General features: G+C 40.9%; 15 protein-coding genes and 1 riboswitch. Of the genes, 10 read left to right on the forward strand and 5 right to left on the reverse strand.

Translation table 11 applies throughout. The annotated features are described in order from the left end of the window. Positions 1–106: 106 nt before the first annotated feature. Positions 107–463, forward strand: a complete 357-nt coding sequence (locus BN2425_RS21075; RefSeq protein ID WP_074433107.1) for a hypothetical protein — start codon at positions 107–109, stop codon at positions 461–463. Between the two features lie 676 nt (positions 464–1,139). Here BN2425_RS21075 and BN2425_RS21085 read toward each other — a convergent pair. Continuing rightward, positions 1,140–3,212: a peptidoglycan D,D-transpeptidase FtsI family protein gene (locus BN2425_RS21085; protein ID WP_042463845.1), complete on the reverse strand. Its 2,073-nt coding sequence runs from the start codon at positions 3,210–3,212 to the stop codon at positions 1,140–1,142. Positions 3,213–3,570: 358 nt separating this feature from the next. Here BN2425_RS21085 and BN2425_RS21090 point away from each other — a divergent pair, with 358 nt between their 5' ends. The 3 genes from BN2425_RS21090 to pssA all read left to right on the forward strand — a co-directional run bounded on the left by BN2425_RS21090 (position 3,571) and on the right by pssA (position 5,886). Beyond that, positions 3,571–4,371 carry a TerC family protein gene (locus BN2425_RS21090; protein ID WP_042463847.1) on the forward strand — a complete coding sequence of 267 codons (801 nt, stop codon included), beginning with the start codon at positions 3,571–3,573 and terminating at the stop codon, positions 4,369–4,371. A 121-nt stretch (positions 4,372–4,492) separates the two neighbouring features. Next, positions 4,493–5,155: a phosphatase PAP2 family protein gene (locus tag BN2425_RS21095; RefSeq protein ID WP_042463849.1), complete on the forward strand. Its 663-nt coding sequence runs from the start codon at positions 4,493–4,495 to the stop codon at positions 5,153–5,155. A 29-nt stretch (positions 5,156–5,184) separates the two neighbouring features. Continuing rightward, entirely contained in the window at positions 5,185–5,886 is a 702-nt protein-coding gene (gene pssA, locus BN2425_RS21100) for a CDP-diacylglycerol--serine O-phosphatidyltransferase (protein ID WP_081798161.1), read from the forward strand. A gap of 47 nt (positions 5,887–5,933) precedes the next feature. Here the strand turns inward: pssA and qoxD are convergent, their stop codons facing one another. The 4 genes from qoxD to qoxA are packed head-to-tail and all read right to left on the reverse strand — an operon-like array spanning position 5,934 to position 9,725. Next, a complete protein-coding gene (gene qoxD, locus BN2425_RS21105) occupies positions 5,934–6,227 on the reverse strand; it encodes a cytochrome aa3 quinol oxidase subunit IV (RefSeq protein WP_042463851.1) in 294 nt (97 codons plus the stop codon). Position 6,228: 1 nt separating this feature from the next. After that, positions 6,229–6,834: a cytochrome aa3 quinol oxidase subunit III gene (gene qoxC, locus BN2425_RS21110; RefSeq protein WP_042463854.1), complete on the reverse strand. Its 606-nt coding sequence runs from the start codon at positions 6,832–6,834 to the stop codon at positions 6,229–6,231. After that, the gene (gene qoxB / locus BN2425_RS21115) at positions 6,824–8,803 is read right to left on the reverse strand and encodes a cytochrome aa3 quinol oxidase subunit I (protein WP_042463856.1); all 1,980 of its coding nucleotides are present in this window, start codon (positions 8,801–8,803) and stop codon (positions 6,824–6,826) included. Before qoxB ends, qoxC begins: the two co-directional genes overlap by 11 nt. Beyond that, positions 8,793–9,725 carry a cytochrome aa3 quinol oxidase subunit II gene (gene qoxA / locus BN2425_RS21120; RefSeq protein ID WP_042463858.1) on the reverse strand — a complete coding sequence of 311 codons (933 nt, stop codon included), beginning with the start codon at positions 9,723–9,725 and terminating at the stop codon, positions 8,793–8,795. Before qoxA ends, qoxB begins: the two co-directional genes overlap by 11 nt. 418 nt (positions 9,726–10,143) lie before the next feature. Here qoxA and BN2425_RS21125 point away from each other — a divergent pair, with 418 nt between their 5' ends. The 6 genes from BN2425_RS21125 (at position 10,144) to ribD (ending at position 14,699) form a co-directional block, all read left to right on the forward strand. Continuing rightward, positions 10,144–10,449, forward strand: a complete 306-nt coding sequence (locus BN2425_RS21125) for a heme biosynthesis protein HemY (RefSeq protein WP_042463860.1) — start codon at positions 10,144–10,146, stop codon at positions 10,447–10,449. 159 nt (positions 10,450–10,608) lie between these two features. Beyond that, positions 10,609–11,382, forward strand: a complete 774-nt coding sequence (locus BN2425_RS21130) for an HAD family hydrolase (protein WP_042463862.1) — start codon at positions 10,609–10,611, stop codon at positions 11,380–11,382. Positions 11,383–11,459: 77 nt separating this feature from the next. Continuing rightward, positions 11,460–11,660, forward strand: coding sequence for a cold-shock protein CspD (gene cspD / locus BN2425_RS21135; RefSeq protein ID WP_042463863.1), 201 nt, complete (start codon positions 11,460–11,462; stop codon positions 11,658–11,660). Positions 11,661–11,817: 157 nt separating this feature from the next. Further along, entirely contained in the window at positions 11,818–12,651 is an 834-nt protein-coding gene (locus BN2425_RS21140; RefSeq protein WP_042463865.1) for an oxidoreductase, read from the forward strand. 114 nt (positions 12,652–12,765) lie between these two features. After that, the gene (locus BN2425_RS21145) at positions 12,766–13,233 is read left to right on the forward strand and encodes a GyrI-like domain-containing protein (RefSeq protein WP_042463867.1); all 468 of its coding nucleotides are present in this window, start codon (positions 12,766–12,768) and stop codon (positions 13,231–13,233) included. 116 nt (positions 13,234–13,349) lie between these two features. Beyond that, positions 13,350–13,497, forward strand: a riboswitch (FMN riboswitch). 119 nt (positions 13,498–13,616) lie between these two features. After that, on the forward strand, positions 13,617–14,699 hold the full coding sequence (ribD, locus tag BN2425_RS21150) for a bifunctional diaminohydroxyphosphoribosylaminopyrimidine deaminase/5-amino-6-(5-phosphoribosylamino)uracil reductase RibD (protein WP_195891976.1): 1,083 nt from the start codon (positions 13,617–13,619) through the stop codon (positions 14,697–14,699). Positions 14,700–14,710 lie beyond the last annotated feature (11 nt).

Consider the following 14,710-nt stretch of genomic DNA (forward strand, 5'->3'; position numbering starts at 1 on the left):
CTCATGCAAATGATTTTTTTCGTGCATTCTATACTCGGGTTGAGATTTTCAGCCCAGTTTGTCCTACAGGTTACACCCAACATACCTTAACGGAGGACTGATACGCATGCAAACACAACATTCGATTACGCATATCAATCAATGCCGCCAAATGGCTCAGGCCTTAATAAACCAAACGCAGCAAAGCAATCGCGTGTACCAGCAAATGCAAAAAAATGAACAGCAAAATGTTCAAATGTTGGAGCAAATGTTGCAAAAAGAAAGAATAGCGGTACAAACCATTCAGCAAAGCCTTCAAGGGCATGAAATGGCCATCCAGCGATGCCAAGAAGTGATTGCACAGTGTAATCAATTAGAGCGTGAATTATCAGGGCAAATGGGAATGGCTGGATACCAGGGACAAACGTTTGGGAATCCAGCTTTCCAGTATCAAAATTACCAAAATCAGTCATTCCGTCAATAAGAGCAACTATGACAGCACGCATGACCTCATACGTGCTGTCATTTTTGATAAGGCTCTGTTAAACGATAATGTTGATTTTTTAACTCTGTTGATTGAAGCGGAAGGCGCTCGACTCCTGCAGGAGTACGGGGCTGGGGNNNNGGGCTGGGGAGACCCCGCAGGCGGCTAAGCGCCGAGGAGGCTCCCCGGCACGCCCGCGGGAACGCTTAAGCGACTGGAGCGGAAATCAACAGCCAAATTTAACAGAGCCTTTGATAAAAAAAATGCCCCGGCGTTTCACCGGGTACACCAACAATATATATAAAAGGGGGCGGAGGTTAAAAGGGTTCTTTTTGGAACCTGATATAATCATAAAGGGTGAATATGAACAAACTATGAATAGATAATTAATAGATTAAGAAACTTAAAATTGGGGGAGGAATCGGAGATGAAAGACTACCATTGCTGCGCCACATGCAAAAACTTTCAGGCCCAAAGAAAAAGCGGCCAAATGCAATACCTCTGCACCCGTCTAGGCTACCAAACCAAAACCAACTATAAATTCAATTGCTGGGACCCCAGAGAAGACATAAAAAAACACCTGGGGGGCAATACCCCAGCGCGTTAATGCGTCACTAGAGTGGGGGCCAGTCCCCCAGTCCATTAGTGCGTTACTATGATGGGGGACTGGCCCGATTTACCGGTTTTTAAGTTGGAAGTAGGTGTCTAGTACGCGTCGCCCGATTTTGAGGCTGGCTTTGTTTTCGTTGTCTCCTTGGTAGGCCCAAGGGACTAAGACGGCCATTGCTATTTCTGGTTGGTTGCTTGGTGCATAGCTGACTAGGCTTAGGTTTATGACCGGTGGGGGTTCTTTGAATTTTTTCCTCGATGGCCCGTCATAAAAGGCTTCTGCAGTTCCGGTTTTTCCGGCAGGAGCGTAGTTTACGTCGGAGAAAGAATTGTAAGCTGTCCCCCCGGGCTCCTGCATGACCTTCTTAAAGCCGAGCTTGACTCGATTTAACCATTCCTTCTTGACGTCAATGGTGTTTAAGACGGTCGGGTTAATTGACTGTGCCACTGGCCCTAGTTCATCTGATGTGCTGGCAGTACTGCGGATTTCTCTTACAACATGAGGCTTCATCCGGAAGCCGCCGTTGGCTATGGTAGAAATATACTGGGCTAACTGCATGGCTGAATACGTATCGTATTGCCCAATCGATAAATCCAAAAGGTGCCCGGGAAGTCTGCTCGCTCCTTTATAACCAAATTGTTCATTGGGCAGATCGATACCTGTCCGGGTGCCCAAACCAAAAGCAGCAAAGTGATTACGTATGTCTTCGAATGCGTGTCTATTCGTGATCGTTAATGGTTTTTCGTATTCATACTTTCCTTTCCCGATTCGAATAGCGGTGTGGAACATATACACATTTGAAGACTTTTTCAAAGCCTGAATATCGTTTAATCTTCCCAGATATGCATAGGACTTTTTTATGGGTGTATCTTTAATTTTGATACCTTTATCATCCAGAACAGTACCAGGCGAAATCGCGCCGGTTTTATAACCGGTGAGGATGGTTGCCCCTTTTACGGTAGATCCAACATTATAGGTAGTTGTAAAGGTGCCAAGAGCGTCATCTTCCATTTGTTCCTTTCCGGTTTGTGGGTCTTTGACTATTTTTTTACCGGACATGGTCAAGATTTCTCCCGTATTCGGATCCATAAGCACGACATAGGCTCGATCTGTTAAGGCTGTTCCGGGCAGCTTTTTAAGAGCCCAAAGCTCCTCTTCAACCAGTTTGTCTACGGCTTTTTGTAAATCCATATCAATGGTTAACACCAAGTCCTTGCCTTTTTTTCCCTCGGTGACTGGAAGGGTTTCAATGATGTTCCCAACCTTATCGGTCACGTTTTTAACCTTTGATTTATGCCCGCGCAGCACTTCCTCATATTGCAGCTCCAACTGACTTTTTCCTACACGGTCATTTCGGCTGTAACCTCTTGCCAAAAAGTATTCCAATTGGTCTGCAGGAAGACCTTCTTCTGAATTGGTGACTTTGCCGAGGACAGATCTTAATGTCAAATCAAATGGATAAGACCTTTCCCAGTCGGTTGTGGTATCAACACCAGGGAGTAATTGCAGGTTCTCACTCACAGCAGCCACTTCCTCGTCTGTTACGCCTTCATTTTTAACAATTTGGGAAGTGAATTTATAGCCACTGTTAAAATTTTTATAAATAGCCAGCACTTCAAGTTCTTTATCGGTAATTTCAGCTAGCTCTTCGTTCGTAATCCGCTCTAATTTTAATCGGTATAAATCATTGTCACTTAGCTTTTTAGATGTGTACAGGTTTCTTTCAGGTTTTGTGATTTTGGCGTTAGCACGTTCAGGATTTTTTAATATCCAATAGTCACGTTTATCACGATCTGTTACCTTATCAGTATTTTTCACTATAAGATTGGCTAATCTTTCTGCTGTCTCAAGCATCTGCCGTGAATTAAATCCTTCATTCGTAAAGGTAATGGCACTTTTAGGGGTATTATCCACCATTAATCTCAAATGCCGGTCATACATTTTTCCTCTAGGAACGGGATTGGTGACCGTAATCGCTTCTTTCCGTTCTAAATCCCTCTTGAAGTTCTCCCCATAAACAATTTGTACGAACCCAAGACGCAAGATCAGTATGGAAAACAGAAAAAATACACTGAAGAAAAGGATATTCAATCGAAATGGAAAGTGAGACTTTGGTTTTTTCTGCTTCTGGTTGTCCAACTCGTTCACATCCTTAACAGGGCAAATAATTATTATTAGTATGGATAATAAATGGAAATAAATGTGTTATTCGATAACATACCATTCTTTAAAACCGCATTGACAAAAAGTAAACTACATAATATATTATTAATAATTAAATATTTCCTTTTTAAAGGGGAGTAGCTGTTACAATAAAGTCGTCATTCCGAGGATCAGTCCTCCGGCTTTATTGGCAACCTGGACGTTGTTAGCAAGACCTTTACTTTACTGTAAAGGTCTTTTTGTTGTCTTTAGGCCTTTACCGTAAACAGTAAAGGCCTATTTTTATGGGCACTAGGAATATTTGATACTCATTTAATTAGAGGGGGAAACAGAAATGGATGTATCTGTTTTAATGGAATACGGATGGGTGTTATTAATTCTAGTTGCCTTGGAAGGGTTATTAGCTGCTGACAACGCCTTGGTCCTTGCGATTATGGTAAAACGGCTGCCCGAAGACAAGCGTAAAAAGGCACTTTTTTACGGATTAGCTGGAGCATTTGCCTTTCGTTTTATTTCCTTATTTGCTATTTCTTATTTAGTTGATGTTTGGCAAGTGCAGGCAATTGGTGCGGCGTATCTGTTGTTTATGTCGGTTAATCATATTATTCGGAAAAACATAAAAGGAAAAGCGCAGGAAGGAAAGAAAACGTTAGAATCCCTTAACAAGGGTGGGTTTTGGGGCACGGTTCTGAAAGTGGAATTAGCGGATATCGCCTTTGCTGTCGATTCCATTTTGGCAGCAGTGGCGATGGCTGTGGTCCTTCCTAATACACCATTACCGAACATCGGAGGTCTTGACGGGGGTAAATTTTTAGTCATTTTTGCAGGTGGTGTGATTGGGTTAGTGATTATGAGGTTTGCGGCTAATCTGTTTGTAAAACTACTTGAACAGCGTCCGGGCTTAGAAATTGCGGCATTTTCGATTGTGGGCTGGGTAGGGGTAAAATTGGCGATTTATACGTTGTCACACCCGCAAGTAGCATTAATTAATGAACAGTTTGCTCATTCTCTAGAGTGGAAGATTATCTTCTATGTCGTATTAGTAGGCATTGCCACAGCTGGATGGTTTTTTTCAAAGGGAAAGCAAGCCGAATCTGGAAGCAAGCAGCAAAATTCAGCAAAGACGGTTAACTAGAATAGAAAAGGGGTGATTTTACAGCAATCACCCCTTTTTATAGTATTATCGAATCAAACTAGTATAATAATAATTGTTGGCTTAAATTTTGGTGCTAGGTCTAGGTAGAAAGGGATTCCAGATGCGATTAAGATTATATTTAAGCATTGCGTTTGCAATCAGTGTAGTATGTTTAATTTGTTTCAGTATACTTTCCTTGCAGATTAGTGAAAATAGTCTGCTCAGTTTTGACAGCAAAATGATCTCGCTTATTCAAGGACTTGAAACCCCATGGCTTACGGTAATTATGAAGTTTTTTACTTTTGTGGGTTCAGCGCCAATAGTGATTTTGCTATGTCTGATTTGCCTGTATATACTATATAAATTACTCCATCATTACACGGAATTAATCCTCTTCGTTTCAGTCGTTTTGGGTTCGGCCTTGTTAAATCAACTTTTGAAGCAGATTTTCCATCGGGCGCGTCCAGACCTGCACAGGTTGGTAGAAATCTCTGGGTATAGTTTTCCAAGCGGCCATGCAATGAATGCTTTTACAGTCTACGGAATTTTAGCTTTCCTGCTTTGGAAGCATCAGAAAACGAAATGGAGAAGAGTATGTCTGATTGTAGTAAGTACAGCAATGATTTTGTTAATTGGGATGAGCCGAATTTATTTAGGGGTTCACTACCCGACAGATATTATAGGTGGATACCTTGCGAGTGGGGTTTGGGTAACAACTGCCATTTTATTTTTCCAATACTACAAGGAAAAGCGGTATAATAGAAAATATAAGCTAGACGGGTAATTGGCAAAACATTGTTTTGCAAAATTGGAGTGATACATATTATAAGAAACAGTATTCCTAACTTATTTACATTGAGTAATTTATTTTTTGGGTTCCTATCTGTCATGTACTCCGCTCAAGGAGATTATAAAAATGCAGCCATTCTAATTCTTATAGGAATGATGCTCGACAGTATGGATGGACGAATTGCAAGAATGCTGCGCGTCCAGAGTGAATTGGGAAAAGAGCTCGATTCACTTGCTGATATCGTCACATTCGGGGTTGCACCGGCCATGATGGCCTATTATTCTTATTTTTCAATTTATGGGATTTTCGGGATGGCCATTGCTGGTCTGTTTCCCTTATTCGGTGCTTATCGATTGGCCAGGTTTAATATTAATGCCGTAAAATCGTCTCTAAAGTATTTTACGGGTGTCCCAATCACAGCAGGCGGGGGGATTTTAACACTGGTTACCTTATTCCAAGGGAAACTGCCAAGCATCCTGTTGCCAATCGCTTTTTTTGTCATTTGTTTTTTAATGGTCAGCACGATAAAAATTCCAAGTTTAAAAGAAGTCCCGCTCCCCAAATATGGAATTATCATTACTGTTTTTTTGGGATGTGCGATTATTCTCTTTTACAAAAGGGAACAATACCGGTTCCCATATTTTCTTTATATCGCGATTCCACTTTACTTTGCCTATATAAGTTATCAATTGGTAAGAAGGCGCCGCAGAAGAAGGCCAAAATAAAAACAGGGTATTGGGCTCAAAGTTATGAGCTCAATACCCTGTTTTTTTTACATGCCAAACGACATAACCCAGATGGATCCGGCAACGGCAACTACGGCAACTAAGAAACCGGAGATGACGTTGATGGTATTCGCAGTACCATCTTCGCCTTCGTTCATATGCATAAACATGTAAAGCTGCAATGCTGCCTGGATGATGGCTAAAGATCCAATAATCCAGATAATCGTTGTAAACGGAAGGGAGGTTTTTAACGCCACTCCCAGTGCTCCGAAGGTGAGAACTAATGACATGATGAACCCTAGAACATGAGTGACAGGAAATCCGTTTTTATGTTTTTCCATCTTATCTCACCATCCCTTGTAAATAAACAAATGTGAAAATAAAAATCCAAACAACATCAAGGAAGTGCCAGTACAAGCCAATTATAAAAGTCTTTCGTGCTGTTACTGGTGTTAATCCACGCTGGAAGATTTGAATAATGACCATGGTTGCCCAGCCAATACCCATACTGACGTGGAGTCCGTGTGTTCCTAACAGGGTAAAGAAGCTGGATAACCAAGCGCTAGTTTGCATCGTTGCCCCTTCATGGACGTAATGGATAAATTCATTTACTTCCATAAATACGAACCCCGCACCTAGCAGTAAAGTGATAATGAGCCAAAGCAATAACCCGTTCTTATTATTTCGGCGCATTTCATAAATGGCTAGCCCGCAAGTAAAACTACTTGTTAACAGAAGGATGGTTTCAATCATCACATCTTTAATCTCAAAAAGATCTTTCGGCGTTGGCCCGCCAGCAAAGCGGGCATTTAGAACCGAATAGACAGCGAACAATGTCCCAAACAGGATAATTTCCGCACCTAAGAAAACCCAGAATCCTAATATATTTAACCGATTTTGTTCTGTTTGATATTCAAGCGGCAAAGCTGTATTCACATTAGCCGACATGATTTTTCACCCCTTTACCATCACTTGAGCGCCATGATTTTTCTGTCTCTTTAATTTCATCGACGGTTACATGGAAGCCATCATTATAATCAAATGAACGGATAATTAACCCGATGATAATCCCAACGGCAGCCACAAGAGCAGCAAGTTTCCATTCAAAGACTAACAAGAAACCAGTGATTCCGAAGATGATCCCCATATAAAATGGCAAGCCGGAATTACTTGGCATATGAATCTCTTTAATTTCATCGTCGCTCAGGGTTAAACCTTCATTGTGCTTCTTCATATACCAGAATGCATCAAGTGTTTTCACCTCTGGAACCTTTGCGAAATTATAGAATGGAGCAGGAGAAGCTGTTGCCCATTCCAATGTTCTTGCGTTCCATGGGTCGTTTGAAATATTTCTGTCTGCATATCTTGCGCTCCAATAAATGTTGTAACAGAAAGTAGCAAAACCTAATGCCAAAATGACAGCACCAATAGCTGAAACTAAGAATAATGGTGCAAAACCAGATTCTGCAGAGTACGTATAAGAACGTCTTACCGCACCATCAAGTCCTAAAAAGAACATTGGCATGAATGTAACGTTGAAGCCAATGGTGAATAACCAGAAATGAATTTTACCAAGCTTTTCGTTCAGCATATGACCAAACATTTTTGGCCACCAGTAATACAGGCCGGCAAATACGGCAAAAACAACACCAGGAATTAACGTATAGTGGAAGTGAGCCACTAGGAATAACGTATTATGATACTGATAATCGGCGGCACTCATTGCCAGCATGACCCCAGTAATACCACCAATGAGGAAGCATGGGATAAAGGCAAGTGCCCATAACATTGCTGTTGAAAATTCAATCCGGCCTTTTCTCATCGTGAACAGCCAGTTAAACATTTTAACACCAGTAGGTATCGCGATCATCATCGTGGTGATGGAGAATACAGAGTTAACTGCTGGTCCAGCGCCCATCGTAAAGAAGTGGTGGACCCAAACGAGCATACTTAATAAGGCAATACCAACGACAGAGAATACCATTGATTTATAACCGAATAACATTTTTCTTGAGAACGTAGCAATAACCTCTGAGAACATCCCGAAAGCAGGAAGAACAACAATATAAACTTCAGGGTGCCCCCATAACCAGAACAAGTTGACCCACATCATATCCATTCCTCCGCCGCTAAGCGTAAAGAAGTGGGTACCGAAGATCCGGTCTAAAGTCATCAAAGCAAGAGCAACAGTGAAGATAGGGAAGGCAGAAACGATAATAACGGATGCAATGAATGATGTCCAAGTGAACATCGGCATTTTCATTAGCGTCATGCCTTTTGCCCGCATTTTTAAAATCGTGACAATAAAGTTAATACCACTAATCAGCGTACCAATACCAGCAATCTGAATCGCCACAGCGTAATAGTTGTTCCCGATACCTGGTGTGAACTCTTTACCAGCAAGAGGGAAGTAAGCAGCCCAGCCGGCATCAGGCGAACCGCCGATAACGAATGAAATGTTGAATAACATTGCACCGCTGAAGAACAGCCAGAAGCTTAAAGCGTTCAATTGCGGGAAGGCAACGTCACGTGCACCAATTTGCAACGGAATCACATAGTTCATAATCCCGATTAACAGCGGCATCGCCGCGAACAAAATCATAATCACACCGTGAGTAGTGAACACTTCGTTATAGTGCTGCGCATCTAAAAAGTTCATTTCCGGACGGGAAGTTTGGGCCTTCATCATCAGACCGTCAACACCGCCGCGGAAGAACATGAGAACGCCAGCTAAGATGTACATAATTCCAATTTTTTTATGGTCAACAGTGGTAAGCCATTCGCGCCATAGCCATTTCCACCTTTTAAGGTAGGTAAGCAATGCCACGATACCGATCACTGAAAGTAAAATCGCAATTTGCGAGCCCAATATAAGTGGATTTCCGACGATAAATAAATCATGCCAATTAATGTCCACTTTGCTCACCTCCATCAGAATTTTCATCCATATTCATACCGTCCATATTTGTGGACTTGTCTTTTGATTCTTCGTCTTTAAAAATTTTCCCTTTAACACCATGGACTTCATATAATTCAGGATTTGTATAAGTGCCTGAGTTCATCTTGCCATGGTCAACCCATTGTAAATGTGTGCCAACGTATGTTTCACGGCCTAAATGAGTTGGCTTTAATAAGCTTAAATATTTTTTCTCCGTCAATTTAGGAGCAGTATCTTTAACCTCTTTGACCCATTTTTCAAAGTCCTCAGGTTTTTTGGCCTCAACAGTGAACTCCATATCGGCATAACCACGGCCATTAAAGTTCGTGTTTCTGCCCAAGAATTCTCCAGGCTGGTCAGCGGTTAAATACATTTCTGTTTCCATTTTATTCATTGTGTATTTTTGACCGCCCAAAGCTGGTACCCAGAAGGATTGCATCGTACCGGCGGAGGTCAGTTTAAACTGAACGGGTGTGCCAGCAGGAATATTCACATAGTTGACTGTTTCAATGCCTTGTTCAGGATAGCTAAAAATCCATTTCCAATCGGCAGATGTTACATTAATGACGATTGGCTCCTTATCGGCATACTCCGCAGGCGGCTTTTCTAAGCCGTAAACCGTTTTGACGGTTGGAATCGTTAACGCTATAACAATCACAATAGGAAGTGCGGTCCAAATCATTTCCAGTTTAGTGCTGCCATGTTCTTCAGGTGGTTCGTATCCATCGTTATCTGGACGTGCTCTATACTTCCAAATAACAAAAACAAATAAGCCGATAACAAAGACAAAGATTACCACCATAAAAACTAGCGACCAGTTAATTAAATCCAAAATATCTCTTGCAGCTGGTCCCTTGGGATCAAAGACCACTAATTTGCCGTCACAACCGCTTAGTAACATTAAAGACAGCAGCGAAAGCAGGGGAATACATTTTTTAACATTTACTAATCGATCTCCTCTCCATTTATCATTTATGCATTGGCTAATATTGATGTGAATTTATTCACAATCTTTTATGTAATTCAGCCAATTTAATTAAGTGTCTTTGGACAAGTTGTAATTATTACGTTATTAGAATAATTACTGACTGACAAAGATTTGTCATAAATTATATTACCAAGATGGGTGTGATGATTATATAGGTTTTTGAACAAATTTGTGACAAATTTGTTAAGGTTTTAAATAGGCATTCAAGGGATTCTTTGGAAATTGCCTTTTTCTTGACAGTGTTTAATAAGATATATTTGCAATGAATTGTCTATTTTACTATAGTAATGAAGTAAAGCTAGTGAATATTTTGAAAGAGGAGATTTCAAACATGAACGTAAAAATTAACCGCAATGCGGCTAAAGCGTTGAAGAAAATGCTAGAAGCTGAAGATGCACAAGGAAAAATGTTCCGCGTAGTTGTGACAAACATCCATGGAGATCATGCCCACTATGATTTAATGCTCGATACTCCAACTGAAAATGATGAAGTGGTAAAAACCGATAAAGATATCGATTTTATTTTAGAAAAAGGCGACCAATATTTGGATGGAGTTTGGATCCAGTATTTCCAAGTACCACAAGAGGAATGGGTTATTACGAACCCAACAATGGGCGGCCATCACCATCATCACTAATATGTCAAAAAAACTGACCCAAGTTGGGTCAGTTTTTTTATGACTAACTACTATTATATAGATAACAGTAATTGCATTATGTTAACTAAGTAATAATTTTTGATTATTGAAAAGAAAACATGTTAATCTTATGAAGGGCAGAAAGGGGTTAATTTTGTTATGAAAAATAATCAAACCATCGATAAAGATATCAAACTGGTGGCACTGGATATGGATGGAACTTTATTAAATAGTGAACACCAGGTATCTGAAGAAAACCATCAGGCGATTCAAGAAGCACAAGAACAAGGGGTTGTCGTGGTACTTAGTACCGGGCGTTCCATTAGCACAGTTAGGGAACATGCGGATACCTTGGGGCTTAATTCTTATTTAGTGACCGTCAATGGAAGTGAAATTTGGAATGAGAACCGCGAACTATTCCGAAGAGAGCTTTTACCTACAGAGCAGATTGAATGGATGTATAATCTGTCCCGTCAATATAATACCGGTTTTTGGGCGATTAGCACAGAACAGAATTGGCATGATGAAATGCCTGAAGATTTACATAAATGGGAATGGATGAAGTTTGGCTTTAATGTCTGGGATGAAAAAGTCCGGGAGACCATCTATCAAGAATTAAAAGCCAAGGGAGAATTTGAATTAAGTAATTCATTTGTCCATAACATTGAAATCAATCCGATTGGGATTAATAAGGCGAAAGGCTTGCAAATTGTTTGTGAACAATTGGGAATCAGCATGGAAAATGTAATGGCCGTTGGGGACAGCTTGAATGATTTGGCAATGATTAATGAGGCCGGTCTAGGGGTCGCAATGGGAAATGCCCAAGAAACAGTAAAGGAAGCAGCCGATTGGGTGACATCTGCAAATGATGAAAATGGTGTTGCATTGGCTATTCGTACATGGGTATTAAAAGATGCGAAAAAAGGCGAATAAAATTCAGAATTAGGGGTAATGATAAAATATAAAGCATTTTAAATAGCTTTAATTTTTCAGGGAGGCTTCAAAAAAGAATGGAACATGGAAAAGTAAAATGGTTTAACAATGAAAAAGGATTTGGATTTATTGAGCGCGAAGGCGGAGAAGATGTATTTGTCCATTTCTCAGCAATTCAAGGTGATGGTTATAAATCCCTAGAAGAAGGGCAAGAAGTAACGTTTGAAATTGAAAACGGCCAGCGTGGACCTCAAGCAGTAAACGTACAAAAGCAATAATGGAAATAAGAGCAGACTCGCATGCGGGTCTGTTTTTATTTTTAACCATTTCTTATATACAAGCATGTTTGCACTTGGAGCACGATCTCTTGATTTTATTACTAGGTTGAGATTCTTCTATTATATAATAGTCTTACTACTAAGGGGGGAATGGAGCATGGAAAAACCAATAGCTATTGTTACAGGCTCTTCAAGCGGCTTTGGCTATCTCACCGTTTTAGAGCTTGCAAAATCAGGTTTCCACGTGGTGGCGACGATGAGAGATAGACAAAAAGCCGGGCCATTAATAGAAGAGGCCAAGAAATGGAACCTGGATTCCTGGATTACCATTCATGATTTGGATGTTACTCAAGAGGGCTCCTCAAGAAATTTAAGTTTGTTGGTAGAAAAGATGGGCCGTGTCGATGTATTAGTGAATAATGCAGGTTACGCGGCTGGGGGCTTTGTAGAGGAAATTTCATTAGAAGCCTATCGCAACCAATTTGAGACAAATGTTTTCGGTGTCATACAAGTGACCAAAGCAGTATTGCCATTTATGCGTAAACAGGGCAGGGGAAAAATCATTAATGTTAGCAGCATTAGTGGAAAAATGGCCTTCCCGGGATTATCCCCATATGTTGCTTCAAAGCATGCCATCGAAGGCTGGAGTGAAAGTCTCCGTCTAGAAATGAAGCCATTTGGGGTGGATGTTGTGCTGGTAGAGCCAGGCTCATTTAAAACCAATATATGGTCCACTGGGAAACAGGTTACACTTTCGGAGCCAGACTCCCCCTATTATTCTTATATGGCAGGAATAGAGAACTATCTTGAGGCAGGGGAAGCTAAATACGGCGATCCTCGAGAAGTTTCTAGAAAAATAGTTGAAATAGCCAAAATGAACAAACCAAGTTTGCGCTTTCCAATTGGAAAAAGGGTCAAAATGACTATTTTCTTAAGGAGTTTTATCCCATGGAAGCTTTGGGAAAAAATAATATGGAAAAACTTAACTTAAATTATAATTTTTTGAAAATAATAATTTGTGGGAAAAAGTCGAATTTTTTCTGAAGGATTTTCGGGAAAGGGTGAGAATATTTAGAGATAAGATAACTTTAGGGGAGGGGTAAGCTTGGATATTAAAGTGGTAGAGAAAGATAGTATGAAAGTCGTAGGAATCTCATGGAATGGCTGCTACTCACAGACAGAATCGATCCCAAGTTTGTTTAAAGTGTTGGAGGAAAGAGAAGAGGAGATTCCATATAAGTCGGAAGAACCAATTTTGGTTGCTCCATTCCATAGCAGAGAAACAGAGTTTACCTATTATGTTACGACACCTGTTGAAAAATTGGATGAGATTCCAGAAGGAATGGTAGGTTTTACGATTCCGAAGAAAAACTATGTGTACACTAAACATGTGGGTAAACCAGAAGACGTCCAAAGTACATATCTGCAACTTTTTACTTGGATGAACGAATATGGTTATGATCAAGACCACCAAGCATTAAGTTTGGAAATCTATCAAAAGAAGACTTCTCACCCAGAAGATCAAGGAAACCTTTACTTAGAGATATACTTACCCGTGAAGACCTATAAATAATTAGTCATAAATACTTAGGGGGAAGAGTTGTATCTTCTCCTTCATTTATTTGCACTCAGTTCAAAAACTTTTATTTTCCATTTTCTTACCTTATAATGTGTGTAAGTCCAATTAAATATTTCCTTCGGGGTCAGGTGAAATTCCGAACCGGCGGTGATGAAGCATATGCTTCTTAGTCCGTGACCCGGTTAACCAAGTGGTTAAACGGTGGATCTGGTGAAATTCCGGAGCCGACAGTTAAAGTCTGGATGGGAGAAGGAAAAAAGCAAGTTTAGATACAGGAAAAAAATCCTTGTGTTTAAGCCCTATTTTCTTATTGCCATTTTTGACCCTGGAGCAGATGCTTCAGGGTTTTTTATTCTTTTAAAAAGGAGAGGATCCTATTGAACGATTCATATTATATGAATTTAGCCTTAAACCTTGCGAGAAGTGCTTTGGGACAAACCTCTCCCAATCCTGTAGTAGGTGCGGTGCTGGTGAAGGAAGGCCAACTAATTGGTATGGGTGCTCATCTAAAAGCAGGCGAACCCCATGCCGAGGTGCATGCGATTCGAATGGCAGGGGACAAAGCCGAAGGAGCCACATTGTATGTTACGCTCGAACCTTGCAGCCACTTTGGAAAGACGCCGCCCTGTTCTGATTTAGTTATTCAAACGGGCATCAAAAAGGTGTTTGTCGCAACTACAGACCCCAATCCTAAGGTGGCGGGGACCGGGATTGAAAAAATGAGACGGGCCGGCATCGAGGTAGAGGTAGGACTGTTGCAGCAGGAAGCACGGGAAGTGAATAAGGTCTTTTTTTACAATATTCAAACAGGTCTTCCTTACGTTACCTTGAAGTCGGCTGTCAGTTTAGATGGGAAAACGGCTACTGTAACAGGAGAGAGCATGTGGATCACAGGTGAAGCCGCAAGAAGGGATGTTCACCAATTTCGGCACCAGCATGACGGCATAGTAGTAGGTGTGAATACCGTTATCCAAGATAATCCCACCTTAACGACTAGGCTTCCCTCAGGAGGGAAAAATCCAATCCGTATCATCTTGGATACAAACCTAAGAACTCCTTTAGAGTCTAAGATGCTGACTGACCATGCGGCACCTGTTTGGATCATTACTGGTTCTAAAGCACAGCCCCAACAAGAAGCGGCCTATCAAGAGTTGGGGGTTACCATCATCAAGACGGAAAGCCCGCAAATTTCTATCAAAGAAGTGCTTGTTATCTTGGGAAAACGCGGAATCACTTCCCTGTTTGTCGAAGGAGGAGCAGAGATTCATGGCAGTTTCTTAAAGGAACGTGCCTTCCAGCAGATTATTACTTATATAGCCCCGAAGTTAATTGGCGGAAAGCAGGCACCTGCTTCTTTCGGAGGCCAGGGCATTGAAAAAATAAATGAAGCCATCAATTTAACCATAAAACAGGTTGACCTTATTGGCAACGATGTAAGAATTATCGCAGAACCTGTATAAGGAGTAGGAAA

The sequence above is a fragment of the Neobacillus dielmonensis genome (genome assembly GCF_000612665.1).
Lineage (GTDB): Bacteria > Bacillota > Bacilli > Bacillales > Cytobacillaceae > Neobacillus > Neobacillus dielmonensis.

What these genes read in the sequence shown, in the direction of transcription:
- BN2425_RS21075 (WP_074433107.1), top strand. Translation starts at nt 107, where the DNA reads ATGCAAACACAACATTCGATTACGCATATCAATCAATGCCGCCAAATG.
- BN2425_RS21090 (WP_042463847.1), top strand. Translation starts at nt 3,571, where the DNA reads ATGGATGTATCTGTTTTAATGGAATACGGATGGGTGTTATTAATTCTA.
- BN2425_RS21095 (WP_042463849.1), top strand. Translation starts at nt 4,493, where the DNA reads ATGCGATTAAGATTATATTTAAGCATTGCGTTTGCAATCAGTGTAGTA.
- qoxD (WP_042463851.1), bottom strand. Translation starts at nt 6,227, where the DNA reads ATGGAAAAACATAAAAACGGATTTCCTGTCACTCATGTTCTAGGGTTC.
- qoxC (WP_042463854.1), bottom strand. Translation starts at nt 6,834, where the DNA reads ATGTCGGCTAATGTGAATACAGCTTTGCCGCTTGAATATCAAACAGAA.
- qoxA (WP_042463858.1), bottom strand. Translation starts at nt 9,725, where the DNA reads ATGTTACTAAGCGGTTGTGACGGCAAATTAGTGGTCTTTGATCCCAAG.
- BN2425_RS21125 (WP_042463860.1), top strand. Translation starts at nt 10,144, where the DNA reads ATGAACGTAAAAATTAACCGCAATGCGGCTAAAGCGTTGAAGAAAATG.
- BN2425_RS21130 (WP_042463862.1), top strand. Translation starts at nt 10,609, where the DNA reads ATGAAAAATAATCAAACCATCGATAAAGATATCAAACTGGTGGCACTG.
- cspD (WP_042463863.1), top strand. Translation starts at nt 11,460, where the DNA reads ATGGAACATGGAAAAGTAAAATGGTTTAACAATGAAAAAGGATTTGGA.
- BN2425_RS21140 (WP_042463865.1), top strand. Translation starts at nt 11,818, where the DNA reads ATGGAAAAACCAATAGCTATTGTTACAGGCTCTTCAAGCGGCTTTGGC.